The sequence below is a fragment of the Pseudomonas sp. D47 genome (assembly GCF_045447305.1).
In the GTDB taxonomy this organism is placed as follows: Bacteria; Pseudomonadota; Gammaproteobacteria; order Pseudomonadales; family Pseudomonadaceae; genus Aquipseudomonas.
Genome location: NZ_JBJGXU010000046.1, coordinates 1 through 26,484 on the forward strand (window position 1 = coordinate 1; position 26,484 = coordinate 26,484).

Genomic DNA, 26,484 nt, shown 5'->3' on the forward strand with positions numbered 1-26,484 from the left:
GTGCGCCGGAAGTGGGGCGAATTATAGACAGATACAAAACGCCGTCAACACTTAATTTCAGGTTTATTCGGATTTGAGCGTAATACGCGCAAATGCCTTCTTCCCAGCCTGGCAAACGTGGGTCGCGCCTAGCTCGTATATAAAGGTGCGATCTACAACCTCACCATCTATACGCACACCGCCGGAGCCCAACAGATCGCGAGCAACTGCCGAGTTCTTCACCAGGCCAGCCTTATTAAGGACAGCGGCAATCGGCATCGCCTCAGCAGCGGTCAACTCGATCTCCGGCAGATCATCCGGCAGCTCGCCATCTTTCATGCGATTACCTGCCGCACGATGAGCACTCGCCGCAGCCTCTTCACCATGGAAGCGCGCAACGATTTCTTCCGCCAGCTTGATCTTCACGTCGCGCGGATTGGCGCCCGCCTCGACTTCAGCACGCAGCGCATTGATCTCGTCCATCGAGCGGAAGCTCAACAGCTCGAAGTAACGCCACATCAGCGCATCAGGAATAGAAACCAGCTTGCCGTACATCACACCCGGCGCTTCCTGGATACCGACATAGTTACCCAAAGACTTGGACATCTTCTTGACGCCATCCAACCCTTCCAGCAACGGCATGGTCAGAATGCACTGAGCCTCTTGCCCGTATGCACGCTGCAGTTCACGCCCCATCAGCAGGTTGAACTTCTGATCAGTGCCACCCAGCTCAACGTCCGCGCGCAACGCCACCGAGTCATACCCTTGAACCAACGGGTACAAGAACTCGTGAATCGCAATTGGCTGGTTGGTGGAGTAGCGCTTGTCGAAGTCGTCACGCTCAAGCATGCGCGCCACGGTGTACTGGGATGTCAGGCGAATGAAGTCCGCCGGGCCCATCTGGTCCATCCAGGTGGAGTTGAACGCCACCTCGGTCTTGGCTGGATCGAGAATCTTGAACACTTGGGTCTTATAGGTCTCGGCATTATCGAGAACCTGTTCACGGGTCAACGGCGGACGCGTCGCGCTCTTGCCGCTCGGATCGCCGATCATCCCGGTGAAGTCACCTATAAGGAAGATGACCTGATGCCCCAGCTCCTGGAACTGACGCAGCTTATTAATAAGCACGGTATGACCCAGGTGCAGGTCCGGCGCCGTAGGATCGAAGCCAGCCTTAATACGCAGGGGTTGGCCACGCTTGAGCTTTTCGATCAGCTCGGCCTCGACCAACAGTTCTTCCGCACCACGTTTTATCAGCGCTAGCTGCTCTTCAACCGACTTCATAACAGACCCGCAAGGCTCAGATTCAAAAGGGAACCAACCATACAAGATCAGGGACTAATTACAAGTTTTGCCCTGCGCACGGACACCGTTCAGCAAGCCCAGCGTTCGCGAGCTTGCGCCACAGATGATTTGGTTATATTTTATACAGTTATTTCATCTTCATCATGTCATTCATCTTTTCCATTTCATCTTTAAAGTCAAAAACTACTTATGACCACAGAACCGTCTAAAGCGCCGCCGCTTTACCCGAAGACCCACCTGCTCGCCGCAAGTGGTATCGCCGCCCTTCTCAGCCTGGCACTCCTGGTATTCCCTTCCAGTGACGTAGAAGCCAAACGAACGTCCCTGAGCCTTGACTTGGAAAGTCCAGTTGACCAACTGACACAAGATCAAGACGCTGCCGACGTGCAACAAGCCACAAATGCACCTGTTGAGTCGCCGTTCGCACAGATAGAAAGCACGCCTGGGGACACTCAACAAGCCACCCAAGAGCCGCCCGCGGCCAAGAACCCGCTGCACCGCGAAGTGATCGTGGCCAAAGGCGACACGCTGTCGACCCTGTTCGAGAAGGTCGGCCTGCCAGCTGCCACTGTTAATGAGGTGCTGGCCAGCGATAAACAAGCCAAACAATTCACTCAGCTCAAACACGGCCAGAAACTTGAATTCGAATTGTCGCCCAACGGCCAGCTGAACAACCTGCACAGCAGTGTCAGCGACCTCGAAAGCATCACCCTGACCAAGGGCGCCAAAGGCTTCGCTTTCAACCGCACCACCACCAAACCGGTTATGCGCTCCGCCTACGTACACGGCGTGATCAACAGCTCCCTGTCGCAATCGGCCGCCCGCGCGGGCCTGTCCCACAGCATGACCATGGACATGGCCAGTGTGTTTGGCTACGACATCGACTTCGCCCAGGACATCCGCCAGGGTGACGAATTCGACGTGATCTACGAGCAGAAAGTCGCCAACGGCAAAGTCGTCGGCACTGGCAATATCCTGTCCGCACGCTTCACCAACCGCGGCAAGACCTACACCGCAGTGCGCTACACCAACAAACAAGGCAATAGCAGCTACTACACGGCTGATGGCAACAGCATGCGCAAGGCCTTCATCCGCACGCCAGTGGACTTCGCCCGCATCAGCTCGCGCTTCTCGATGGGGCGCAAGCATCCGATCCTGAACAAGATCCGCGCCCACAAAGGCGTCGACTATGCCGCCCCACGTGGCACGCCAATCAAGGCGGCCGGTGACGGCAAGGTTCTGCTGGCCGGGCGTCGCGGCGGCTACGGCAATACTGTGATCATCCAGCACGGCAACACCTACCGTACGCTGTATGGCCACATGCAAGGGTTCGCCAAGGGCGTGTCGACGGGCGGCAACGTGAAGCAAGGCCAAGTAATCGGTTATATCGGTACCACCGGCCTGTCCACCGGTCCGCACTTGCACTATGAGTTCCAGGTGAATGGCGTCCACGTTGACCCACTGGGCCAGAAGCTGCCGATGGCCGACCCGATCGCCAAAGCCGAGCGGGCCCGCTTCCTGCAGCAAAGCCAGCCGCTGATGGCACGCATGGACCAGGAGCGCTCTACCCTGCTGGCCTCGGCGAAGCGCTAAGGTATGCCGCGCTATATAGGTGTGATGTCCGGGACCAGCCTTGATGGCCTGGATATCGCCCTGATCGAACAAGACCCGGCGATCAAACTGATCGCCACGCACTACATCCCGATGCCCGACAGCCTGCGTGCTGAGTTGCTGAACCTATGCGCCAGCGGCCCGGACGAGATCGCCCGCTCGGCAATCGCCCAGCAGCACTGGGTGACACTTGCCGCCCAGGGCATCCATGCTTTGCTGGAACAACAGAACCTCAAGCCTCAGGACATCCGGGCGATTGGCAGCCACGGCCAGACCATCCGCCATGAACCTGCTCGAGGTTTTACCGTGCAGATTGGCAACCCCGCCCTGCTGACCGAACTGACAGGCATTACCGTCGTCAGCGATTTCCGCAGCCGTGATGTGGCCGCTGGCGGCCAAGGCGCGCCGCTGGTACCCGCCTTTCATGAAGCATTATTTGGTGAACACAGCGGCAACCGTGCCGTATTGAACGTCGGCGGGTTCAGTAACCTCAGCCTGATCGAGACGGGCAAGCCCGTAGCCGGCTTTGACTGCGGGCCGGGCAACGTGCTGCTGGATGCCTGGATTCACCATCAACGTGGTGAGCACTTTGATCGCGACGGCCAATGGGCGGCCAGTGGCAAGGTCGAGGCTCAACTACTCAACACCCTGCTCAGCGATCCCTTCTTCCTGACTAAAGGCCCAAAAAGTACCGGCCGAGAAGTCTTCAACCTGGGATGGCTGCAACTCCACCTCGGTCGATTGCCAGCACTGCAACCCCAGGATGTGCAAGCAACCCTGCTTGAACTGACGGCACTCACCATCGTCGAGTCCCTGCAAGCCGCACAGACCGACACCGAAACCCTGCTGATCTGTGGCGGCGGCGCGCATAACGCCGCACTGATGAGTCGTCTGGCGGCACTGTTGCCTTCCACCCAGGTCAGCAGCACCGCCACTTATGGCGTCGATCCTGACTGGGTCGAAGCCATGGCCTTCGCCTGGCTGGCGCATTGCTGCCTCGAAGGCATCGCCGCCAACCGCCCCAGCGTCACCGGCGCACTCGGGCTGCGGGTACTGGGCGCGATCTACCCGGCCTGACGTCTTCATAATTCGCAGACAGCAAAACGCCGCTTGGCCGATCAAAGCCAAGCGGCGTTCTTGTATCGCGCAGTCGATCAGATCGAGAACGAAGACCCGCAGCCACACGTCGTTGTGGCATTAGGGTTCTTGATCACGAAACGCGAGCCTTCCAGACCTTCCTGGTAATCCACCTCGGCACCTGCCAGGTATTGGAAGCTCATCGGGTCCACGACCAGGCTGACGCCCTCGCGCTCGACGATGGTGTCGTCATCGGCCACATCTTCATCGAAGGTAAAACCGTACTGAAACCCTGAACAACCGCCGCCCGTAACAAATACGCGCAGCTTCAAGCGATCATTACCCTCTTCATCGACCAGGCTCTTCACCTTGTGCGCAGCACCGTGGGTGAATTGCAAAGCCGTGGGGGTGAAGGACTCAACGCTCATGCTGATAATCTCCCGGCGTACCGCCGCCATATGCGTAATGACGGGCATTATCCGCTTCTCCTAGAAAAGCGGTCAACTATTGTTACGGTATATCAATCTGCGCTGCTGCCCTTAAAAACACAAAAGGCCCGATCAACGGGCCTTTTGTAATCAGTCGCCAAGCCTTACGGCAGCATTCCAGCGTGGGACAGGCCCAACTTCTCATCCAGGCCGAAGAGGATGTTCATGTTCTGCACAGCCTGGCCCGAAGCGCCTTTAACCAGATTGTCGATCACCGACAGCACCACCACCAGGTCGCCATCCTGCGGACGATGCACGGCAATCCGGCATACGTTGGCACCGCGCACGCTACGGGTTTCCGGGTGGCTGCCGGCAGGCATTACATCGACGAACGGTTCGTTGGCGTAGCGTTTTTCAAACAAGGCTTGCAGGTCTACCGAGCGATCCACCACGGTGGCGTACAACGTGGAGTGAATGCCACGGATCATCGGCGTCAGGTGCGGCACGAAGGTAAGGCCCACGTCTTTACCGGCGGCGCGACGCAGCCCCTGGCGAATCTCCGGCAAGTGACGATGCCCTTTTACCGCATAGGCCTTCATGCTTTCCGACGTCTCAGAGTACAGCGAACCTACCGCTGCCCCACGACCGGCACCGCTCACACCCGACTTACAGTCGGCGATCAGGCGCGAAGTATCTGCCAAGCCGGCCTCCAGCAATGGCAGGAAACCCAGCTGCGTTGCGGTCGGATAGCAACCCGGCACGGCAATCAGGCGCGCTTGCTTGATCTGCTCGCGATTGACTTCCGGCAGGCCGTACACCGCCTCTTCCAACAACTCAGGCGCGCCATGTGGCTGGCCGTACCACTTGGCCCACTCATCAGCATCCTGCAAGCGGAAGTCGGCAGACAGGTCGATGACCTTGGTGCCCGCCGCCAACAGTTCGCCAGCCAACGCATGCGCAACACCGTGAGGCGTGGCAAAGAACACCACGTCACAGGCACCCAGGGTCTTGATGTCCGGCACGCTGAACGCCAGGCCATCATAGTGGCCTCGCAGGTTCGGGTACATATCGGCCACGGCCAGCCCGGCCTCGGATCGGGAAGTGATGACCACCACCTCTGCTTGCGGATGCTGAGCCAACAGACGCAGCAATTCGACACCGGTGTAACCCGTGCCGCCGACGATACCGACCTTGACCATAAACCTGCCCTCAACGAACCCACTGGAAAGCCGTCGATAATAGGGGCCGTATCGTCCTGCGACAACCGTCAACGTGACGTACGGGCGCATGAGCCACTACTATCTTCAGTTACCGTGAACCTGGGAATAATTAGAAATGCTCTATCTATGGATCAAAGCCTTCCACATCGTCAGCGTCGTCTGCTGGTTTGCCGCGCTGTTCTACCTGCCACGCCTGTTCGTCTACCACGCGCAAAGTGAGGACACCGTCAGCAAAGAACGCTTCTGCATCATGGAGCGCAAGCTCTATCGCGGCATCATGGGCCCGGCGATGATCGCCACCCTGATATTCGGCGGCTGGCTGATCTACCTCAACCCTGCCATCTTTCAATCCGGCGCCTGGCTCCATGCCAAGCTGACCTTGGTCGTACTGCTGATCGGCTACCACCATATGTGCGGCGCGCAGGTAAAACGCTTCGCCCGTGGCGAAAACACCCGCAGCCATGTCTTTTATCGCTGGTTCAATGAAGTGCCGGTTCTGATATTGCTGGCTATCGTAATTTTGGTCGTGGTCAAACCGTTTTAACTTCAATCACTCGGGGTACCTCCAATGTCATTGCCCGCTTTGCTTGAACAACGTCTGCGCCTGCCCGTAGTGGCTGCGCCGATGTTCCTGATTTCCAACCCGCAGCTGGTCCTAGCCTGCTGTCGCAATGGCGTGGTCGGGAGTTTCCCAGCGCTCAACCAGCGCGAAAGCAGTGGTTTCAAAGCCTGGCTGGAAGAAATCGAAGCGGGCCTGGCACAACTGGACAACCCCGCGCCCTATGCCGTTAACCTGATCGTGCACAACAGTAACCCACGCCTGGAAGCCGACCTGGCGATCTGCGTCGAGCACAAGGTGCCGATCGTGATTACCAGCCTGGGCGCGGTGAAGGAACTGGTGGATGCCGTGCACAGTTACGGCGGCTTGGTGTTTCACGATGTCACCACCCGGCGCCATGCCGAAAAAGCCGCGCAAGCAGGTGTTGATGGCCTGATCGCCGTGGCCGCAGGCGCAGGCGGCCATGCCGGCACCTGGAGCCCATTCGCGTTAATTGCAGAGATTCGCCAATTCTTCGACAAAACCCTGCTGTTGGCCGGCTGCCTCAACCATGGGCACGAGATCCTCGCCGCCCAATTGCTGGGCGCAGACCTGGCTTATTTCGGCACACGCTTTATCGGCACCACCGAAAGCCATGCCCCGGATGCGTATAAAGAGATGCTGCTCACATCGCGCGCTGCCGACATCGTGCACACTCCGGCAGTCTCCGGCGTGCCCGCCAGCTTTATGCGCCAGAGCCTGGAAAACGCCGGTTTCGACCTCGCCGCCCTGCAGGGCAAAGGTGAAGTCAATTTTGGTTCCAAGCTCAAGCCGTTGAGCGAGGAGGCCAAGGCCTGGAAAACGGTATGGTCCGCCGGCCAAGGCGTCGGTGAAATTGATGACTTGCCCAGCGTCGATGAACTGATTGCGCGCCTGGATGCCGAATATCGCAAAGCGCGCGAGCAGGCCACCCAGTTACAATGGCCGCGTTGATCACCGCCAGGTCTGCTGATTAAGCCGACCTGCACTCCCCTTCCTGATTAAGTGACAAGGATGCCCGCATGAGCGACAACCGTTTCAAGATTGTGTTTGACGGAGCCTTGCTCCCGGGTGTCGAAAGCACAACCGCCAAATTGAACCTCGCCGAGCTATTCAAAAGCGATGTGGAAGCCATCGAGAAACTCTTCACCGGCCGCTCGGTAGCGCTCAAGCGTGACCTGTCGCGTTCCGACGCCGAAACCTACCTCACCGCGCTGCAAAACGCCGGTGTCGATGCCCGTATCGAGCCTGAACAACCTGTGGCCTTCAGCTTGGCCGAAGCGCACGAGACCGATTCCGGCGCCTCGGACTTCTCACGTCCTGCCGCTTCGCCCTATGCACCGCCGCGTGCCGCTGTGGGTGACAACACTGCTGAGTACTCGACGCTCAAAGTCTTCACCATCCACGGGCGTATCGGCCGCCTGCGCTACCTGGCCTGGACGCTGGTACTGACCATCGCGATGCTGGTCATTGGGGGGATCATCTCCACCGCTAGCTTCGCCGTGGCGACCGCCTCGCCAACAGCGGGCGTCATTCTTGGCTCGCTGCTGGGTTTCGCGTTGTTTGTAGCGATTGTCTGGGTCAGTGTGCAAATCGGTGTGCAGCGCCTGCACGACCTCGGGTGGTCAGGCTGGCTGTACTTCCTGAACCTGGTGCCGTTCGTAAACAGCATTTTCCCACTGCTGTTGCTGGTACTGCCGGGCAATACCGGCGCCAACCAGTACGGCCCGCCGCCGCCGCGCAACTCCACAGCGGTAAAAGTGCTGGCCGCGCTGTGGCTGGCGTTCATTCCGGTGATGCTCGCCATTCTGGTGACGCTGGGCATGAACGGCTACCTGAATCAGCTCGAAGCCAACATAGACAGCAGCTACGAAAGCAGCTCCATCACCTCCGATGACGCCACCGATCAAAGCGTCACCGTTGATGAAGAAGAAGGCGCGCAAAGTGCTGACGACGCGGCCGAACCTGTAGACTCTCCAGAACAGTGAAGAAACGCCCGCCGCCTGTGATGCCTCTGTCACAGGCCCGGCGGCGTTGCGATGGAGAAAGGCATGACCCGTTACGCTCTGATCACCGGTGCCTCCAGCGGCATCGGCCTGGCCTTGGCCGAAGCACTGGCCCGTCGCGGCCGCAGCTTGATTCTGGTAGCCCGCCAGCGTGATCAGTTGGAAAGCATTGCAATCGAACTGACTCAACGCTTCGGCGTCGAGGTGCTGTTTCGAGCCTGCGACTTGGGTGAGCCATTGCGTTTGTCCGGGTTTCTGCTGGAACTTGAAGAGGGTGAGCGCCAGATCGACCTGCTGGTCAACTGCGCCGGCATGGGCACCAGCGGGCCCTTCCTGGCCCAGGACTGGATGACCGAACAAGACCTGATCGAAGTCAACATCCTCGCCCTGACCCGCATGTGCCATGCCCTGGGCAATGCCATGGCGTTGCAGGGCGGCGGGCATATTCTCAATGTTGCCTCGGTTGCAGCCTTCCAGCCCGGCCCCTGGATGAGCAGCTATTACGCCAGCAAGGCGTATGTGCTGCACTTTTCCGAAGGCCTGCGCGAAGAGCTGAAGACCTGCGGCATCCAGGTATCGGTGCTGTGCCCTGGCCCTACGCGCACCGCGTTCTTCGGCACCGCGCAAATGGACACCGCCAAGCTCGACCGCAGCCAACAGTTGATGAGCCCGGAAGAAGTCGCGCTCTACACCGTTCGCGCACTGGAAAAAAACAAAGCCATCATCATTCCCGGCCGACGCAACCGCTGGCTGGCATTCAGCCCGCGTTTTAGCCCACGCTGGCTGACGCGCAAGATTGCCGGCGCGATCAACAAGGCCTATTGCCCACGCTGACTGGCTGGGTACACTCCCCTGCACTTTCACAATGGAGAAACAGCTGTGGATACTCTGTTCACCAAGATCATCAACAGGGAAATACCGGCGAAGATCATCTACGAAGATGACCAGGTCCTCGCCTTCCACGACATTGCCCCAATGGCGCCCGTGCATTTTTTGGTCATTCCAAAAAAGCCGATTCGCACCCTCAATGACCTCACCGAAGAAGACAAAGCCCTGGCCGGCCACATTCTGTTCACCGCTCAGCGGCTGGCGGTGGAGCAAGGCTGCGAGAAAGGCTTTCGCGTAGTCATGAACTGCAATGAGGATGGCGGCCAGACCGTTTACCACATCCACATGCACGTACTGGGTCAGCGCCAGATGAACTGGCCACCGGGCTGATCAGCCTTGCTGCATAGGTCGTGGCCCCAGGCTGCGACCTCATGCCCTTGACTCAGCGCAAACGCTTCGCCCTCTCTTGCGGTAAACTGGCCGCCGAGATTCCTCCCGGAGGTCAGCATGACTACCCAACGTCACTACTCGCCGATTGACCGCCTGTTGCTGCAAGCCGACATGGCCATGCGCACGCTGTTGCCGTTCAGCGGCCAACCGTACCGCCCATCGCCCGCCATCGTGCAGCCTGACGCGCAGATGAGCGAAATCGACACCCGCCACGTCGCCGGCCTGATGCGTATCAACCATACCGGCGAAGTCTGTGCCCAGGCGCTGTACCAGGGCCAGGCGCTGACTGCCAAGCTGCCGCAAGTACGTGCAGCAATGGAACATGCCGCCGAGGAAGAAATCGACCACCTGGCCTGGTGCGAGCAGCGCATTCGCCAGCTGGGTAGCCATCCCAGCGTGTTGAACCCACTGTTTTACGGTTTATCGTTCGGTATCGGTGCGGCTGCCGGCTTGATAAGCGACAAGGTCAGCCTCGGGTTTGTCGCCGCGACCGAACATCAGGTGTGCAAACACCTGGATGAGCACCTTGAGCAACTGCCGGCCGAAGACGAAAAGTCCCGCGCCATCCTTGAGCAGATGCGCATTGATGAAGAACATCACGCCGAAAGCGCACTGGATGCGGGCGGTTTCCGCTTCCCGGCGCCAGTCAGGTTTGGCATGAGCCTTTTGGCCAAGGTCATGACCAAAAGCACCTATCGAATTTAGGTGCATCGAATCTGATCCACAAAAAAGGGCGCCATCGAGGCGCCCTTCTTTTTTGCCGACTGGCGATCAACCCAACTCGATGATCTCGTAATCATGAGTGATGACCACACCAGCTGCGCCGAGCATGATCGACGCCGAGCAATACTTCTCAGCTGACAGCTCAATGGCACGCTTGACCTGAGCTTCTTTCAGCGCCCTGCCCTTCACCACAAAATGCATATGGATCTTGGTAAACACCTTGGGATCTTCAGTGGCGCGCTCGGCTTCCAGAAAAGCTTCGCAGCTTTCCACAGCCTGTCGGGATTTCTTCAGGATGCTGACCACATCGAAATTGCTGCAACCGCCAACACCCAGCAGGAGCATTTCCATCGGGCGTACGCCTAGGTTACGGCCACCGGCTTCCGGCGGGCCGTCCATGACCACTACATGGCCACTGCCCGATTCACCGAGGAACATGGCTTCGCCCGCCCATTGGATGCGTGCCTTCATCGCCCAGACTCCACTGCTAAAAAAGGGTCGCCAGCTTAGCACAGGGCCTCGAAGCAGCAGCTTTCTTCCTGAAAACGATCAATGACAACGTTTGCCGGGTAAATTCCTTAATCGAGGCAGAATGTGTCTGGTAAGCTGGCGCCAATTCAATGGCGCATTGCCATCCTTTGTACAGCGTGTATCAATGCCCACCCCGCTGGATAAAAATAAATCCAACCACACCGTGCAGTCTTTTCGGGATACAACCATGGTTGCTCTTACTCCCACACCCAAGATCAAGAACCTCGACAAGCTGCTGATGCACTGCCAACGCCGACGTTATCCGGCCAAGCACAACATCATCTGCGCGGGTGAACGCTCCGAAACACTGTTCTTCATCATCAAGGGCTCGGTCACCATCCTGATCGAGGACGAAGACGGCCGCGAGATGATCATCGCCTACCTCAATACCGGGGATTTCTTCGGCGAGCTAGGGCTATTCGAACAAGCCGGCAAAGAGCAGGAGCGCAGCGCCTGGGTGCGCGCCAAGATTGAGTGCGAAGTCGCCGAAATCAGTTACGCGAAATTTCGCGAATTGGCCCAGCATGATCCCGACATTCTCTACGCGCTGAGCGGTCAGATTGCCCAACGTCTGCGCGACACCACGCGCAAAGTCGGCGACCTGGCGTTCTTTGACGTCACCGGGCGCGTGGCGCGTTGCCTGCTGGAACTGTGCAAACAGCCTGACGCAATGACCCACCCGGACGGCATGCAGATCAAAGTCACACGCCAGGAAATCGGGCGTATTGTCGGCTGCTCACGGGAAATGGTCGGGCGCGTGCTCAAAGACTTGGAAGAACGCAACCTGGTGCACGTCAAAGGCAAGACAATGGTGGTGTTCGGGACGCGTTAACCCGGCACAAAACCGGCCAGCATCTGCCGGTACAAGGTATCCAGCCGGCTGATCGCATCCGGCGCGGGGAATGCTTCGTGCAGTGCGATATGGCTGTCGGCACGCACTCGCTGGTCGAGGCCACACGCTTCATTGAAGCGATTGACTGCCGCAATCAACGCCTCGCGGTCGTTATCCAGCAACAACGCGCCGTGCACCAACCCCACCGGGCGGCCACCGCTCTGCCGCCAGCGCTGGGCAGTGCCCACCATTTTTCGGCCATTGAGGTTGACGTTGTAGCGACCGTCGCAGAACGCACCGTCGATTTCACCGACGGACGCATCGCCGCCCAACTCGATCAGCAAGTCACAAATCGGCTGGCACAAACGCTGGTAGCCGGTTTCGATGCGGCCCTGATCGCCTTCGCTGCGCGGCGGCGCGTACACCAAGGCGATATTGACGGTCGCGGCAGATTGCGGCACCGGCTCACCGCCGGTTTCCCGTAGCAATACCGGCCAGCCGGCTTCGTCTGATACTTGGCTGGCGGCGTCGAACGCCGGCAACCGGCTCAAGCGGCGCGGCATCACCAATGCTTGATCACTGGGCTGCCAGAACAACAGTCCAAATGCCTGCTCACCGGCGCAAACAGCTGCCAGCAGTTCTTGCTCGGCGGCGAGGCCTGCTTCAACGGTCATCGCGACTGGCTTAATCATTGCGCCATCCTCACTGCGCAAACCCATTCCAAATGTGGGAGCCGGCAAGTGTGGGAGCCGGGCTTGCCCGCGATGCAGACACCTGGGTGTATCAGTTACACCCAGGTGATGCTATCGCAGGCAAGCCAGCTCCCACACAAGCCAGCTGCCACATTGACTGTGTTTCAAATTAATCCAGGGTGGAGCCGCTAACCGCCACACCGCGCTCCGGGAAGAACAAACGCTGCAGTTCCGCCCCCGGGTTCTCGGCGCGCATAAAGGTCTCACCCACCAGGAACGAATACACACCGCTGATTTCCATCAGTTCCACATCAGCGCGGTTGACGATGCCGCTCTCGGTAATCACCAGGCGGTCACGTGGAATACGCGGCAGCAGGTCCAGCGTGTTTTCCAGGCTGACTTCAAACGTGTGCAGGTTACGGTTATTGACCCCCACCAACGGTGTGTCGAGGGTTTTCAGTGCACGCTCCAGCTCATCGCCGTCGTGCACTTCCACCAGCACATCCAGGCCGACGCTTTTGGCCACGGCCGCAAGCTCAGCCATCTTCACGTCATCCAGTGCGGAGACGATCAGCAGCACGCAATCGGCGCCCAGGGCACGGGCTTCGACGATTTGATAGGGGTCGACCATGAAGTCCTTGCGGATTACCGGCAACTTGCACGCAGCGCGGGCCTGTTGCAGGAACAGGTCGGAACCCAGGAAGAAGTCGATGTCGGTCAGTACCGACAGACAGGTTGCGCCGCCCCTCTCATAGCTGACGGCAATGTCAGCCGGCACAAAGTGCTCACGGATCACACCTTTGCTCGGCGAGGCCTTCTTGACCTCGGCGATCACGGCCGGCTGCTTGAGCTTGGCCTGGGCAATCAGAGCATTGGCAAAACCGCGCGGGGCATCGGCACTTTTCGCCAGGCCTTCCAACTCAGCCAGGCTGACGCGCGCGCGGCGCTCAGCGACTTCTTCAGCCTTGCGGGCCAGGATCTTTTCCAGAACGGTCGGCACACTCATCCTTCATTCTCCATCTTGAATACTGCGGTGAATGCCCCGAGTTCTTCGAGCTTCTCGCGAGCCAGGCCGGTGTGCAGCGCATCATGAGCCAACGCGACACCTTCTTTAAGACTATAGGCATGGTCTGCCGCATAGAGTGCCGCACCGGCATTCAGTACGATCATTTCGGCAGCTTTCTGGCCGTTTTCTGTTTTGCGACGCCCCAAGGCATCACGAATCAGCTCCAGCGAGGCCGCCGGGCTTTCCACCGACAGGCCATGCAAACTCTGGCTTCTCATGCCGAGGTCTTCGGGCTCAACCCAATATTCGGTGACTTGGTCGTTCTTCAGCTCCGCCACAAAGGTCGGGGCCGCCAGGCTGAATTCGTCCAGGCCGTCTTTGGAATGCACCACCAGCACATGCTTGCTGCCCAGGCGTTGCAACACTTCGGCCAGCGGGCGGCACAGCGCCTGGCTGAACACGCCGACCACCTGATGTTTCACACCGGCCGGATTCGTAAGCGGGCCGAGCATGTTGAACAGGGTGCGCAAGCCAAGGTCCTTGCGCGGGCCGGCGGCGTGTTTCATCGCGCCGTGGTGGGACTGGGCAAACATGAAGCCAATGCCGACGCTGTCGATGCAGCGCGCCACTTGTACCGGCGTCAGGTTCAGGTAGATGCCGGCCGCCTCCAGCAAGTCGGCGCTGCCGCTCTTGCCGGAGACCGCACGGTTACCGTGCTTGGCCACGGTGCAGCCGGCGGCCGCGACCACAAAGGAGGACGCCGTCGACACGTTGAAAATATTCGCACCGTCACCGCCGGTGCCGACCACATCGACCACACCGTCGAGGGTCTTGAGTTCGACCTTGTCAGCCAGCTCACGCATCACCGACACGGCGCCGACGATTTCGTCGATGCTTTCGCTCTTCATGCGCATCGCCATCATGAACGCGCCGATCTGCGCGTCCGTGCATTGGCCGGTCATGATCTCGCGCATCACATCGCTCATTTCAGCGGTGCTCAGGTCCAGGTGGCCGACGATACGGCTCAGGGCAGTCTTGATATCCATGGAAAGTCCTTAGCGCGTGCCGCCGCTCTGCTTGAGAAAGTTAGCGAACAGCTCGTAGCCCTGCTCGGTCAGGATTGACTCGGGGTGAAATTGCACCCCTTCGATATTCAGTGTTTTGTGGCGCAGGCCCATGATCTCATCGACCGAGCCGTCTTCCAGTTGGGTCCAGGCGGTGAGTTCCAGGCACTCCGGCAGGGTCTCACGCTTGACCACCAGCGAGTGGTAGCGGGTTACCGTCACCGGCAGGTTAAGGCCGTGGAATACACCGAGGTCCTTATGGAACACCGGGCTGGTCTTGCCATGCATCACCTGACGCGCGCGCACCACATCACCGCCAAAGGCTTGGCCGATGGATTGGTGGCCCAGGCACACGCCCAGGATCGGCAACTTGCCGGCGAAATATTTGATCGCTTCCAGGGACACACCGGCTTCAGTCGGCGTGCAAGGGCCAGGCGAAACCACGATGCGCTCCGGGTTCAGGGCGGCGATTTCGGCGACCGTCAGTTCATCGTTGCGCACCACCTTGACCTCGGCACCGAGTTCACCCAGGTACTGCACGACGTTGTAGGTAAAGGAGTCGTAGTTATCAATCATCAGCAACATGTGGGTTCAAACCTCTTGAATTCACTGATTTCAAATGACCGCCTTCCAAGAGAGTGACCCGCTGCCAGACGCACGTTCCGGTTGCCAGGGTTAGCCGACAAGGGGCGTCAAACAACGGGTGAAGAAGGCAAATCGGTACAGGTCCGGCCGGGCCGGCAGAGAAAAATGTCAGGCGCGCCAACGCCAACGGGCGTGTGCCTTGACTACTCGCATCAAGAGTTTGCTGATGATCAACACGGGGAGGGTCTCATTCATACGTTCAGGCACAGTAACGTAGCCTCGCCAGCGGTGCAATATGGAGCAGCGAATACGGGGAAATCACGACGGAATCTTTATAGGAAAAAACGGTTTTCTTCGTCGAATTCTCGCAATACATTGCTAGTGTTTTGCTTTCGATACAAAAACAACTAAATGGAATTTCGCATGCTCAGACCACCGTTTTTCGCGCCCCTGGCCGGCTGTCTCCTGTCACTGGCCTGCGCGCAGGCATTGGCAGCCCCTTCGCCGTACTCAACCATGATCGTCTTTGGCGACAGCCTGGCTGACGCCGGCCAGTTCCCGGATGGTTCGAACGGCGCCACCCTGCGCTTTACCAACCGCACCGGCCCCACGTTTCAGGGCGACTACGGCCTGGTTTCATCGACCTTACTGGGTTCGAAACTGGGCGTAGCGCCAAACGACCTGAACGCCTCCACCTCGCCGGTTCGCGCAGCCCAAGGCTTGCCTGACGGCAACAACTGGGCAGTGGGCGGCTACCGCACCGACAACATTCTGGACTCCATCACCTCAGTCTCCAACGCGGCGATTCCGCCGGGCAACCCAGGTGGCGGCACTGTTTTGCGCAGCCGCCAGGGTTATCTGCCAGCAAACGGCGGGCGGGCCGACCCGAACGCGCTGTACTTCCTCTCCGGTGGCGGTAACGACTTCCTGCAAGGGCGCGTTCTCAGCCCGGGCCAGGCTGTTGCCGCCGGCGGCCGGCTGGCAGACAGCGCCCAAGCCCTGCAACAAGCCGGCGCGCGCTACATCATGGTGTGGATGCTGCCTGACCTGGGCCTGACCCCAGCCATCAATGGCACGCCGTCGCAGGCAGCAAGCTCGGCCCTGAGTAACATCTTCAACCAGTCACTGGTGCAGCGCCTGTCACAGATCGACGCGCAGATCATCCCGCTGAATATTCCGCTGCTGCTGAAGGAAACCTTCGCCGACCCTGCCCGCTTCGGCCTGGCCACCGGGCAAAACCTCACCGGCACCTGCTTCAGCGGTAACAGCTGCACCGCCAACCCGACCTACGGCATTGGCGGCACCCACCCGGACCCAACCAAGCTGATCTACAACGACTCGGTCCACCCCACCATCGCCGGGCAACGCTTGATCGCCGACTACGCCTATTCACTGCTGGCAGCGCCATGGGAACTGACCTTGCTGCCGGAGATGGCCCAAGGCACCTTGCGCGCCCACCAAGATGAACTGCGAAACCAGTGGCAGGCCGACAACGGTAGCTGGCAAGCGGTCGGCCAATGGCGCGCGATTGTGGCCGGCGGCGGCCAGCACCTGGACTTCGATGATCAAAGCAGCTCGGCCAGCGGTGACGGCAGTGGCTATAACCTGAACGTCGGCGGCAGCTACCGGCTCGACGAAAACTGGCGCGTCGGCGTGGCCGCCGGCCTGTATCGGCAGACACTCGAAGCCGGCGCCAGCGATTCAAACTACAAGCTCAACAGCTACATGGGCACCGCGTTCGCGCAATATCAGCAAAATCACTGGTGGGCCGATGCCGCACTGACCGGCGGCAAGCTGGACTTCGACAGCCTTAAGCGCAAGTTCGCCCTGGGCGTCGGCGAAGGCTCGGAAAAAGGCGACACCGACGGCTGGCTCTGGGCCTTGAGCGGCCGCGTGGGCTATGACATCGCCGGGGCCGGCAGCGACTGGCACTTGTCACCGTTCGTCAGCGCCGACTATGCGCGGGTCGAAGTGAACGGCTATTCGGAAAAAGACAACCGCTCTACCGCGCTGACCTTCGATGATCAACAACGCGACTCCAAGCGCCTGGGCGTAGGCCTGCAGGGCAGCTACCGCGTCACCCCGCAAACCCAGGTGTTTGGCGAAGTGGCTCACGAGCATGAATTCGAAAACGACACCCAAAAGGTGAAGATGTCGCTCAACAGCGTGCAAGGGATCGATTTCAAACTGGATGGCTACACGCCACGCAGCAATTCGGATCGCTTGAGTGTGGGTGTCAGCCATAAGCTGACTCAGGAGCTGGCGTTACGGGCGGCGTATAACGTGAGGAAGGATGACAGCCTGACCCAGCAAGGGGTGAGTGTGGGGGTGAGTCTGGATTTCTGATGCGGTCTTGAAACCAGCGCAAACCCAATGTGGGAGCTGGCTTGCCTGCGATGCAGACACCTCGGTGTATCAGGTAGACCGAGGTGATGCTATCGCAGGCAAGCCAGCTCCCACATTTTGATCTACATCTGATCTCAGTTTTGCGGAGTTTGCTCGGCCAACGCCACCGCACGGAACATCGCGCGGCGCTTGTTCAGGGTTTCTTCCCATTCCAGCGCTGGCACCGAGTCAGCCACAATCCCGCCGCCGGCCTGCACATGCAGTTCGCCGTCCTTGATCACGGCGGTGCGTATCGCAATCGCGGTATCCATGTTGCCGTTCCAGGCGAAATAGCCCACGGCGCCGCCATACACACCGCGCTTGACCGGCTCCAGTTCGTCGATGATCTCCATCGCGCGAATCTTCGGCGCGCCCGACAAGGTGCCCGCGGGCAGAATCGCCCGCAGCGCGTCCATGGCGGTCAACCCTTCTTTCAGCTCGCCGGTGACGTTGGACACAATGTGCATCACGTTGGAATACCGCTCGATGACCATCTTCTCGGTCAGCTTCACCGAGCCGATTTCCGAAACGCGGCCGGTGTCATTGCGGCCCAGGTCGATCAGCATCAAGTGCTCGGCGATTTCCTTGTCGTCGCTCAGCAGGTCTTCTTCCAGCGCAAGGTCAGCTTCTTCGGTGGCGCCACGCGGGCGCGTCCCGGCGATCGGGCGCACGGTGATCAGGTTGTCTTCGACCCGCACCAGCACTTCCGGCGAACTGCCCACCACGTGGAAGTCGCCGAAGTTGAAGAAGTACATGTATGGCGTCGGGTTGAAGCAACGCAGCGCGCGGTACAGGTCAATCGGCGCGGCCTTGAAGTCGATGGACATGCGTTGCGACGGCACCACCTGCATGCAGTCACCGGCGAGGATGTATTCCTTGATGGTGTCGACGGCGCGTTCGTAGTCGTTTTGGGTAAAGCTGGAGCGGAATATCGGGTCGGCGGCCGGAGGGCGGCTGAGGTCCAGGCCACGACGTGGGGTGATTGGCTGGCGCAGTTTTTCCAGCAGCGCTTCGAGGCTGGCCTGGCCTTGCTCGAAGGCGCCCGCCTGGGAAGGGTCAGCGAGGACAATCGCGTGCATCTTGCCGGCAAGGTTGTCGAACACCACCACCGCGTCAGAGACCATCAACAGAATGTCCGGCACGCCCAGCGGGTCCGGGTTCGGGCATTTGCCCAAGCGTTTTTCCACGTAGCGCACGCAGTCGTAGCCGAAATACCCCACCAGGCCACCGTTGAAGCGCGGCAGGCCAGCGATGGTCGGCACGTTGTAACGCGCTTTGAATGCCTCGACGAAGGCCAGAGGGTCTTCAACGTCGTGGCTTTCGATCTCGACGCCATCCAGCGTGATGCTCACGTGGTGATCATGCACCCGCAGCACGGTGCGGCACGGCAAGCCGATGATCGAGTAACGGCCCCACTTCTCGCCGCCTTGTACCGATTCCAGCAGGTAGGAGTTGGGCTCGTCGGCCAGCTTCAAATAGATCGACAGCGGCGTATCGAAGTCGGCCAGGGTTTCGCAGGCCAAGGGGATACGGTTATAGCCGGCAGCGGCCAAACGCAGGAATTCTTCGCGGATCATGAGGTGCCTCGTGGCATGAGGGTCAAACGGTCAGGTGTGCAAACGTGCCGCAGCGCGGCCAGGATCAGTCAGGCGCGCCAACGCCAGCGGGCCAGGGCCTTGATGACTTTCATCCAGAGTTTGCGAGTGACCACCACGATGGCGTTTCCAGAAGGGGTTGGTTCGATGTCGGCCAACGTTATCTCAGCGCCCGCTCCCAAGCAACCGGGGATTAGCCGTCGCAGGTCATCAATCACCAGTGCCGGTGATTCTTCGGCGATCGGCCGGCCATGGTTATAGCCGTAACTGAGCGCCACACACTGCACGCCTGCGGCTTTGGCGGCCAGCACATCACTGCGCGAATCACCGACAAACAACGACTGGGAAGCCGGGATATTGGCCATTTTCATCACAAAGAACAGCGCCGCCGGGTCGGGTTTCTTCTGCGGCAAGGTATCGCCGCCGATGATCCAGCGGAAATACCGGCCGATTTTCATATGATCCAACAGCGGCGCGACAAAACGCTCCGGCTTGTTGGTGATCAGGGCCATTTCCACGCCTTGCTTGTGCAGCCATTTGAGGGTGTCGCGCACACCGGGGTAAACCACGGTCAGCTCGTGGCCGTCCTCATAGGCGGCGTTGAACAATTCCAGGGCGTGTTCGGCCTCCACCTCATCGACACCTTCGGCATCGATGTGATTGGCCAAGGCCCGGCGCACCAGCATCTGCACGCCGTTGCCGACCCACTCACGCACCGACTCAACACCCGCAGGCTTGCGCCCCAGCTTGAGCAGCATCTGGTCCACCGCTGCCGCCAGGTCCGGCACCGAGTCGATCAAGGTACCGTCCAGATCGAACATCACCAGCCGTGGCAGTTTGCCGGGGAACAGCTGCTCAAAGCCGCTCATGGACGCGCCAGCGCCAGTTCGGCACGCATCTTGTCGATGACTTCCTGGTAGTCCGGGGCGTTGAAGATCGCCGAGCCGGCCACGAAGGTGTCAGCGCCAGCGGCGGCGATTTCGCGGATATTGTTGACGTTGACCCCACCGTCGATTTCCAGTCGGATATCCCGGCCGGACGCGTCGATCAGCGCGCGGGCTTCGCGCAGCTTGTTGAGGGTGCCAGGGATGAATTTCTGCCCGCCGAAGCCTGGGTTGACGCTCATCAGCAAGACCATGTCGACCTTGTCCATCACATACTCAAGCACGCTCAGCGGGGTGGCCGGGTTGAACACCAGGCCCGCCTTGCAGCCGCCTTCGCGGATCAGTTGCAAGGTGCGGTCGACGTGCAGCGTGGCTTCCGGGTGGAAGGTGATGTAGGTCGCGCCGGCCTCGATGAAGTCACCGACGATACGGTCCACCGGGCTGACCATCAGGTGCGCATCGATCGGCGCAGTGATGCCGTACTTGCGCAGCGCCGCGCAGACCATCGGGCCGATGGTCAGGTTGGGCACGTAGTGGTTGTCCATGACATCGAAGTGCACGAAGTCGGCGCCGGCGGCCAACACCTTGTCCACTTCTTCACCCAGACGGGCGAAATCGGCGGAGAGAATCGATGGAGCGATAACGAAGGGCTGCATGACGCACCTTTTTTGAGCTAAATCACGATGGCGCGCATTGTATACCTCATGCTTTGCTGCGCGCACCGTGACCTAACTCAACGGTTAGTAAGCCGCCCGGTAGATTTTCTCGATATCCGCCGCGCTGAGCTTGCGCGGGTTGTTGCGCATTAAGCGTTCAATGCCCGCCGCTTCAGTGGCCATGGCCGGGATCGCGTCCTCGGGAATACCGAAGCTGCGCAGGCCTGACGGGATCTCCACTGCGGCACACAGTCGCGTCATCGCTTCGACGGCCTGGTCGGCGGCATCATTAACGCTTAAACCACTGACATTCACGCCCATGGCCTCGCCAATGTCGCGCATGCGCTCCACACACGCCAGCTTGTTCCAGTGCATCACGTAGGGCAGCAGCAGCGCATTGCTCACGCCGTGGGCGATATTGAAACGCCCGCCCAGCGGGTACGCCAACGCATGCACCGCGCCCACCCCGGCATTGCCAAACGCCATGCCGGCCATCAGGCTGGCGGTGGCCATGTCATCGCGGGCCTGCAGGTTGGCCGGGTTGGCGTAAGCCTTGGGCAGCGCCTTGGCGATCAGCTTGATCGCGCCGATGGCCAGGGCATCGGTGATCGGCGAGGCATTCAGCGACAGGTAGGATTCGATGGCATGCACCATGGCATCCACGCCACTGGCGGCGGTCACACTGCGCGGGCACGTGAGGGTCATTTGCGGGCTGATCAACGCGACGTCCGGCAGCAGGTAATCGCTGACGATGCCTTTTTTCAGTTGTGCGGCCTTGTCGGAGAGGATCGCCACATTGGTCACTTCCGAGCCGGTACCGGCGGTAGTGGGGATGGCGATCAACGGTGGCCCTTTGCGCGGCACTTGGTCGACGCCGAACAAGTCCGCCAGCGCGCCGTGGTAACCGGCATAGGCCGCAACGCTCTTGGCGATGTCGATGGCACTGCCACCGCCCACGCCGATCAGGCCGTCATGCCCACCTTCGCGGTACGCGCGCATGCAGTCCTCGACGATGGCGATTTCCGGGTCGGGCAGCACGCGGTCGAATATTTCATAGGACCGTTCGCCCAAGTGTTCCAGCGCAAGCGCCACGGTGCCGGACTTGACCAGCGCGGCGTCGGTGACGATCAGCGGGTTATCCACATCCAGGCGGGTGAGCTCAAAGGCGAGCTGCTCGATGGCGCCAGCGCCGGTCAGCAGCTTGTGGGCGATCTTGAATGAGGAGGTACTCATGTGCGCGGCCTCTTATTAATGATGGGCTGGCACAAGGATAGCTGGGTATTTTGGGTTGCCTAGCATTCAGGGGCTGAATGGCTCGGTCAATGTGGGAGCTGGCTTGCCTGCGATGAGGGCGACTCGGTGTTACAGGCAAACCGAGGTGATGCTATCGCAGCGGTGCAGCGATCCGACAAGCCAGCTCCCACATTTGATCGGGTTTCCACAGTTAGACCTGAGCAGTACGCAGTTTCTCGCTGCGGCCTCGTAGCCATTCAAGGGTCAGCAACAACAGCACCGAGAAGGCAATCAGCAACGTGGCCGCCGCCGCAATCGTCGGGCTTAAGTTTTCACGGATGCCGCTGAACATCTGCCGAGGCAGGGTCGCTTGCTCCGGGCCGGCGAGGAACAGCGTCACCACCACTTCATCGAAGGACGTTGAGAAGGCAAACAGTGCCCCGCTGATCACCCCCGGCGCGATCAGCGGCAAGGTCACCCGGCGAAACGCGGTCAACGGCGAAGCGCCCAGGCTGGCCGCCGCCCGCACCAGGTTATGGTTAAAGCCCTGCAACGTCGCCGACACGGTGATGATCACAAACGGCACGCCCAGCACCGCGTGCACCACGATCAGCGAAAAGAAGCTGTTGCCCAAGCCCAACGGCGCAAAGAACAAGTAGCTGGCCACGCCAATAATCACCACCGGCACCACCATCGGCGAAATCACCAAGGCCATCACCAGCGCTTTGCCGGGGAAGTTGCTGCGCGTCAGGCCAATTGCCGCCAAGGTGCCGAAGACCATGGCCAGCACGGTGGCCGCCGGGGCGACGATGACGCTGTTCTTCAGCGCACGCATCCACTCGGCCGAGGCGAAAAAGTCCTGATACCAATGCAGCGAGAAGCCTTGCAGCGGGTACACCAGGAAACTGCCGCTGTTGAACGACAGCGGGATAATCACCAGCACCGGCAGGATCAGGAACAGCAGGATCAAGCCGCACAGGATCCGCAAGCTGTAGAACCACACCCGTTCCACCGGTGACATATAAGGGCTCAGCATCGCTAGGTCTCCTCAGCTCAGGCGCAGGCGACTGGCGCCCACCAGCCGGTTATAAATCAAGTACAACACCACCGTCGCCAGCAGCAACAAGCCGCCCAACGCCGTGGCCATGCCCCAGTTAATGCTGGTGTTGGTGTAGAACGCCACGAAGTAGCTGACCATTTGGTCATTCGGGCTGCCGAGCAGCGCCGGGGTGATGTAGTAACCAATCGCCAGGATGAACACCAGCAGGCAACCGGCGCCGACACCGGCATAGGTCTGCGGGAAATACACGCGCCAGAAGCTGGCGAACGGGTGGCAACCCAGGGAAATCGCCGCGCGCATATACGTGGGCGAGATACCTTTCATCACGCTGTAGATCGGCAAAATCATGAACGGCAACAGGATGTGCACCATCGAGATGTAGACCCCGGTGCGGTTGAACACCAGCTCCATGGGTTTATCGATCAGGCCCATGCCCATCAACGCGCTGTTGATCAGCCCGCCGGACTGCAGCAGCACGATCCATGCCGCCACTCGCACCAGAATCGAGGTCCAGAACGGCAACAACACCAGAATCATCAGCAGGTTGCTTTTGCGTGCCGGCAGGTTAGCCAGCAGGTAGGCCAAGGGATACGCCAGCAGCAGGCAGACGAAGGTGATCACCAAGCCCATCCAGAACGTGCGGGCGAAGATGTCCAGGTAGATCGCCTGATCGGGCGTGGCCGGGGCCACTTCGCCCAGGTCATCGATGCGGTGATCGACCGCTGCCAGCAGGTAGTACGGCGTGAGGCTGCTGGTATTGCGCCGGATCGCCTGCCAGTACGCCGGGTCGCCCCAGCGTTCGTCGAGGCTTTCCAACGCTTCTTTATAAGAGGCCGGCGCTTGAGTGAACGGCAGCGCCCGCGCAGTTTTGGTCAGCAGGCTACGGTAGCCGGCCAGTTCCATGTTCAAGCGTTTGGACAGGTCGCCCAAGGTCTGGTTTTTACGCGCCTCGCCCAGGTCTTCGCTCAGCGCCTGGTACACCGGCTCAGCCGGCAGGCCACGGCCGTCCCAGGTTTTGACCGCCACCACGGTGCGCGGCAAGCCGCCCACCACTTCCGGGTTGCCGACGCTTTTGTAGAGCAGCGCAACAATCGGCACCAAGAACACCAGCAGCAAAAACAGCACCAGCGGCGCAATCAAGGCCTGGGCCTTCCAGCGGTTGAGCCGCTCGGCACGCGCCAGGCGCTGCTTGAGGGTGGGGCTGTTGACCTCGTTGGAGGGAACGGCGATGGCCATGGCTAACTCCGAAAATCTTCTAAGGATCCCCTGTGGGCCGGGCTTTTTGTGGGCGCTGGCTTGCCTGCTCCCACACAAGCCTGCTTACACAGGGGGTTATGCGGGGTTACTTGGCCGCCCAGGAATTGAAGCGCTGCTCGAGCTGCTCGCCGTTATCCGCCCAGAAGCTCACGTCGATCTGCACCTGATTGGCGATGTTCTCCGGCGTGGTCGGCATATCCTTCAGTACATCTTTGGCCAGCAACGGCACGGCCTGGGTATTCGCCGGACCGTAGGCGATGTTTTCCGAGTAGATCTTCTGTTGCTGTGGCTGCACCGAGAAGGCGATGAACTTCTTCGCCGCTTCGGCGCGGTCCTTGGCCAGGCCTTTTGGAATGGCCCAGGCATCAAAGTCATAAATGCCGCCGTTCCACACCACTTTCAGGTTGCTTTCTTTTTGCACGGCCGCGATACGGCCGTTATAGGCCGAACTCATGACCACGTCGCCAGAGGCCAGGTACTGCGGCGGTTGGGCGCCGGCTTCCCACCACTGGATCGACGGCTTGAGTTCGTCGAGTTTCTTAAACGCGCGGTCCTGGCCGTCTTTACCGGCCAGCACTTTGTACACGTCTTTGGGTGCCACACCGTCCGCCATCAAGGCGAATTCCAGGGTGTACTTGGCGCCCTTGCGCAGGCCGCGCTTGCCTGGGAATTTCTTGGTATCCCAGAAGTCCGCCCAACTGGTCGGTGCAGAGGTCAGCTTGTCGGCGTTGTACGCCAGCACGGTGGACCACACAAAGAAGCCCACGCCGCAGGGCTGGATTGCGCCCTTCACGTAGTCAGCGCTATTGCCGAACAGTTTCGGGTCGAGCGGCTCGAACATGTCTTCGTCACAGCCACGAGACAGTTCCGGCGACTCCACTTCCACCAAGTCCCAGGACACGCTCTTGGTGTCGACCATGGCTTTGACCTTGGCCATTTCACCGTTGTACTCACCGGCGACGATCTTGCCGTTGCCCGCGCTTTCCCACGGTGCATAGAAGGCCTTAACCTGGGCCGCCTTGTTCGCGCCACCAAAGGACACGACCGTCAGGTCCGGGCCTGCCATGGCCTGTGTCGCGCCCATCAAACCGATGGCCAGCGTTGAATATTTCAGGGATCTCAACATTGTTGTTCTCTCCACGTGCAGGGTTGGTGAAGCCAGGGGGCGATCAATTCGCCTCTAGAAGTGGGTCGAGTGCGCGAACGTGCTCGACTTGCCAGCCAATCGGTACCACGTCGCCGACCGCCAGGGCTGGGTCCAGCTCGGCAATCGGTTGTTTCACAAAAAAATCGGCCTTGCCGCAGACTTCCAGGCGCACACGCACGTGGTCGCCCAGGTAGATAAATTCGGCCACGCGCCCGGAGAAACGGTTCACACACGATTCGCTGGAGCCATTGAGGCTGACGCGCTCCGGGCGTACCGACAACGTCACCGGGCCACCGATCTGGCCGACATTCACCGCCAGCGCCTCGACCTTCTCACCGCGCGCCAGCTCCACCACGCAGCGCTCGCCAGTGTGGCTGTGCAGGCGGCCGTTGAGGCGGTTGTTCTCGCCGATGAAGTTGGCAACGAAGGTGTTCTTGGGTTCTTCGTACAAGGTGCGCGGCGCGGCAATCTGCTGGATCTCGCCCTGGTGGAACACCGCCACGCGGTCGGACATGGTCAAGGCTTCGCCCTGGTCGTGGGTCACGTACACCACGGTCACGCCGAGGCGCTGGTGCAGGTGCTTGATCTCCATCTGCATGTGTTCGCGCAGTTGCTTGTCGAGCGCGCCGAGGGGCTCGTCCATCAGCACCAGTTGCGGTTCGAACACCAAAGCCCGGGCCAGGGCCACGCGCTGTTGCTGGCCGCCGGAGAGTTGCGCCGGGTAGCGCTGGGCGAAGGCATCCAGCTGGACCATGCTCAGCACGCGTTTGACCCGCTCGCTGACATCGGTCTTGCTCAAGCCGCGCACCGACAGCGGGAATGCCAGGTTCTCGGCCACGGTCATGTGCGGGAACAGCGCATAGTTCTGGAACACCATGCCGATGTCGCGCTTGTGCGGCGGCACGTTATTGATGGCACGCCCGGCCAGCAAGATTTCACCGGCGGTCGGCGTCTCGAAGCCGGCGAGCATCATCAGGCTGGTGGTCTTGCCCGAACCGGAGGGCCCGAGCAGGGTGAGGAACTCGCCCTTGCGAATCTCCAGGTTGAGGTCTTTGACGATCAGGTTCTCGCCGTCGTAGCTTTTCTGCACGCCACGAAAGCTGACCAGCACATCATTTGAATCCGCCTCGCTCATACCCGCACCTTTTTGTTTTGGACTGCTGTGGCACAAGCGTAGTCCAGGCGCGAGGCCCCGGAAATCGGGGGCCAGGAGAGAATCGCATCAGCAGGATGGAAGGTTCGGGGTAGGGATTGCCCTACACGGATGGCGGGGATGGGACAGGGCAGCGACAAGGGGCGAGCTACAAGCAGCAGGAATGGGCTCGACGGTATTTTCGAGGTGTCGTTATTGGG

At 60.2% G+C, this 26,484-nt stretch carries 26 protein-coding genes; 10 read left to right on the forward strand and 16 right to left on the reverse strand.

Going from position 1 to position 26,484, the window contains the following annotated elements; genetic code table 11:
- Positions 1 to 63 precede the first annotated feature (63 nt).
- The gene (gene tyrS / locus ACI77I_RS23620) at positions 64 to 1,263 is read right to left on the reverse strand and encodes a tyrosine--tRNA ligase (RefSeq protein WP_069551959.1); all 1,200 of its coding nucleotides are present in this window, start codon (positions 1,261 to 1,263) and stop codon (positions 64 to 66) included.
- A 210-nt stretch (positions 1,264 to 1,473) separates the two neighbouring features.
- Here tyrS and ACI77I_RS23625 point away from each other — a divergent pair, with 210 nt between their 5' ends.
- Together ACI77I_RS23625 and ACI77I_RS23630 are read left to right on the forward strand one after the other, a co-directional pair.
- On the forward strand, positions 1,474 to 2,877 hold the full coding sequence (locus ACI77I_RS23625; protein ID WP_094951430.1) for a peptidoglycan DD-metalloendopeptidase family protein: 1,404 nt from the start codon (positions 1,474 to 1,476) through the stop codon (positions 2,875 to 2,877).
- Between the two features lie 3 nt (positions 2,878 to 2,880).
- Positions 2,881 to 3,972, forward strand: a complete 1,092-nt coding sequence (locus tag ACI77I_RS23630) for an anhydro-N-acetylmuramic acid kinase (RefSeq protein WP_406998538.1) — start codon at positions 2,881 to 2,883, stop codon at positions 3,970 to 3,972.
- A gap of 77 nt (positions 3,973 to 4,049) precedes the next feature.
- Here ACI77I_RS23630 and erpA read toward each other — a convergent pair whose 3' ends face one another.
- Positions 4,050 to 4,400, reverse strand: coding sequence for an iron-sulfur cluster insertion protein ErpA (erpA, locus tag ACI77I_RS23635; protein ID WP_003176443.1), 351 nt, complete (start codon positions 4,398 to 4,400; stop codon positions 4,050 to 4,052).
- 164 nt (positions 4,401 to 4,564) lie between these two features.
- Positions 4,565 to 5,599: an N-acetyl-gamma-glutamyl-phosphate reductase gene (argC, locus tag ACI77I_RS23640; protein ID WP_064454365.1), complete on the reverse strand. Its 1,035-nt coding sequence runs from the start codon at positions 5,597 to 5,599 to the stop codon at positions 4,565 to 4,567.
- 136 nt (positions 5,600 to 5,735) lie between these two features.
- Here argC and hemJ point away from each other — a divergent pair, with 136 nt between their 5' ends.
- The 6 genes from hemJ to coq7 all read left to right on the forward strand — a co-directional run bounded on the left by hemJ (position 5,736) and on the right by coq7 (position 10,186).
- Positions 5,736 to 6,164 (forward strand): protoporphyrinogen oxidase HemJ, encoded by a 429-nt coding sequence (gene hemJ / locus ACI77I_RS23645; protein WP_094951428.1) that lies wholly within the window; start codon positions 5,736 to 5,738, stop codon positions 6,162 to 6,164.
- Positions 6,165 to 6,188: 24 nt separating this feature from the next.
- A complete protein-coding gene (locus ACI77I_RS23650) occupies positions 6,189 to 7,151 on the forward strand; it encodes a nitronate monooxygenase family protein (RefSeq protein ID WP_094951427.1) in 963 nt (320 codons plus the stop codon).
- Positions 7,152 to 7,219: 68 nt separating this feature from the next.
- A complete protein-coding gene (locus ACI77I_RS23655) occupies positions 7,220 to 8,185 on the forward strand; it encodes a DUF805 domain-containing protein (protein ID WP_094951426.1) in 966 nt (321 codons plus the stop codon).
- 63 nt (positions 8,186 to 8,248) lie between these two features.
- Complete coding sequence (locus ACI77I_RS23660; protein WP_094951425.1) at positions 8,249 to 9,037, forward strand: SDR family oxidoreductase; 789 nt, start codon at positions 8,249 to 8,251, stop codon at positions 9,035 to 9,037.
- A gap of 45 nt (positions 9,038 to 9,082) precedes the next feature.
- Complete coding sequence (locus ACI77I_RS23665) at positions 9,083 to 9,421, forward strand: histidine triad nucleotide-binding protein (protein WP_003210943.1); 339 nt, start codon at positions 9,083 to 9,085, stop codon at positions 9,419 to 9,421.
- A gap of 117 nt (positions 9,422 to 9,538) precedes the next feature.
- Entirely contained in the window at positions 9,539 to 10,186 is a 648-nt protein-coding gene (coq7, locus tag ACI77I_RS23670; RefSeq protein WP_242152985.1) for a 2-polyprenyl-3-methyl-6-methoxy-1,4-benzoquinone monooxygenase, read from the forward strand.
- Between the two features lie 66 nt (positions 10,187 to 10,252).
- Here coq7 and ACI77I_RS23675 read toward each other — a convergent pair whose 3' ends face one another.
- On the reverse strand, positions 10,253 to 10,675 hold the full coding sequence (locus ACI77I_RS23675; RefSeq protein WP_003194686.1) for an OsmC family protein: 423 nt from the start codon (positions 10,673 to 10,675) through the stop codon (positions 10,253 to 10,255).
- Between the two features lie 247 nt (positions 10,676 to 10,922).
- Here ACI77I_RS23675 and crp point away from each other — a divergent pair, with 247 nt between their 5' ends.
- Positions 10,923 to 11,567 carry a cAMP-activated global transcriptional regulator CRP gene (gene crp, locus ACI77I_RS23680; protein ID WP_094951424.1) on the forward strand — a complete coding sequence of 215 codons (645 nt, stop codon included), beginning with the start codon at positions 10,923 to 10,925 and terminating at the stop codon, positions 11,565 to 11,567.
- On the opposite strand, the gene ACI77I_RS23685 is transcribed toward crp, so the two are convergent.
- The 4 genes from ACI77I_RS23685 to ACI77I_RS23700 all read right to left on the reverse strand — a co-directional run bounded on the left by ACI77I_RS23685 (position 11,564) and on the right by ACI77I_RS23700 (position 14,914).
- Positions 11,564 to 12,259, reverse strand: a complete 696-nt coding sequence (locus ACI77I_RS23685) for a lipoyl protein ligase domain-containing protein (RefSeq protein WP_094951423.1) — start codon at positions 12,257 to 12,259, stop codon at positions 11,564 to 11,566. The two genes, crp and ACI77I_RS23685, sit on opposite strands and share 4 nt — an antisense overlap.
- 169 nt (positions 12,260 to 12,428) lie before the next feature.
- Entirely contained in the window at positions 12,429 to 13,265 is an 837-nt protein-coding gene (trpC, locus tag ACI77I_RS23690; protein WP_406998539.1) for an indole-3-glycerol phosphate synthase TrpC, read from the reverse strand.
- Positions 13,262 to 14,311, reverse strand: a complete 1,050-nt coding sequence (gene trpD / locus ACI77I_RS23695) for an anthranilate phosphoribosyltransferase (protein WP_242152991.1) — start codon at positions 14,309 to 14,311, stop codon at positions 13,262 to 13,264. The genes trpC and trpD overlap by 4 nt, the downstream gene beginning before the upstream one ends.
- A 9-nt stretch (positions 14,312 to 14,320) precedes the next feature.
- A complete protein-coding gene (locus tag ACI77I_RS23700; protein ID WP_094951420.1) occupies positions 14,321 to 14,914 on the reverse strand; it encodes an aminodeoxychorismate/anthranilate synthase component II in 594 nt (197 codons plus the stop codon).
- 423 nt (positions 14,915 to 15,337) lie between these two features.
- Here ACI77I_RS23700 and estP point away from each other — a divergent pair, with 423 nt between their 5' ends.
- Entirely contained in the window at positions 15,338 to 17,260 is a 1,923-nt protein-coding gene (estP, locus tag ACI77I_RS23705) for an esterase EstP (protein WP_406998540.1), read from the forward strand.
- Between the two features lie 134 nt (positions 17,261 to 17,394).
- Here estP and trpE read toward each other — a convergent pair whose 3' ends face one another.
- From trpE to ACI77I_RS23745, 8 genes are all read right to left on the reverse strand, one after another.
- The gene (gene trpE, locus ACI77I_RS23710) at positions 17,395 to 18,876 is read right to left on the reverse strand and encodes an anthranilate synthase component I (RefSeq protein ID WP_094951418.1); all 1,482 of its coding nucleotides are present in this window, start codon (positions 18,874 to 18,876) and stop codon (positions 17,395 to 17,397) included.
- A 68-nt stretch (positions 18,877 to 18,944) separates the two neighbouring features.
- Positions 18,945 to 19,763: a phosphoglycolate phosphatase gene (locus tag ACI77I_RS23715; protein ID WP_094951417.1), complete on the reverse strand. Its 819-nt coding sequence runs from the start codon at positions 19,761 to 19,763 to the stop codon at positions 18,945 to 18,947.
- On the reverse strand, positions 19,760 to 20,434 hold the full coding sequence (gene rpe, locus ACI77I_RS23720; RefSeq protein WP_034116070.1) for a ribulose-phosphate 3-epimerase: 675 nt from the start codon (positions 20,432 to 20,434) through the stop codon (positions 19,760 to 19,762). The genes ACI77I_RS23715 and rpe overlap by 4 nt, the downstream gene beginning before the upstream one ends.
- 84 nt (positions 20,435 to 20,518) lie before the next feature.
- Positions 20,519 to 21,667 carry an iron-containing alcohol dehydrogenase gene (locus ACI77I_RS23725; RefSeq protein WP_242152998.1) on the reverse strand — a complete coding sequence of 383 codons (1,149 nt, stop codon included), beginning with the start codon at positions 21,665 to 21,667 and terminating at the stop codon, positions 20,519 to 20,521.
- A gap of 211 nt (positions 21,668 to 21,878) precedes the next feature.
- On the reverse strand, positions 21,879 to 22,703 hold the full coding sequence (locus tag ACI77I_RS23730) for an ABC transporter permease (RefSeq protein ID WP_406998541.1): 825 nt from the start codon (positions 22,701 to 22,703) through the stop codon (positions 21,879 to 21,881).
- A 12-nt stretch (positions 22,704 to 22,715) separates the two neighbouring features.
- A complete protein-coding gene (locus ACI77I_RS23735) occupies positions 22,716 to 23,963 on the reverse strand; it encodes an ABC transporter permease (RefSeq protein WP_094951415.1) in 1,248 nt (415 codons plus the stop codon).
- Positions 23,964 to 24,069: 106 nt separating this feature from the next.
- A complete protein-coding gene (locus tag ACI77I_RS23740; RefSeq protein ID WP_406998542.1) occupies positions 24,070 to 25,110 on the reverse strand; it encodes an ABC transporter substrate-binding protein in 1,041 nt (346 codons plus the stop codon).
- A 43-nt stretch (positions 25,111 to 25,153) separates the two neighbouring features.
- On the reverse strand, positions 25,154 to 26,266 hold the full coding sequence (locus ACI77I_RS23745) for an ABC transporter ATP-binding protein (RefSeq protein WP_094951413.1): 1,113 nt from the start codon (positions 26,264 to 26,266) through the stop codon (positions 25,154 to 25,156).
- Positions 26,267 to 26,484: the final 218 nt, after the last annotated feature.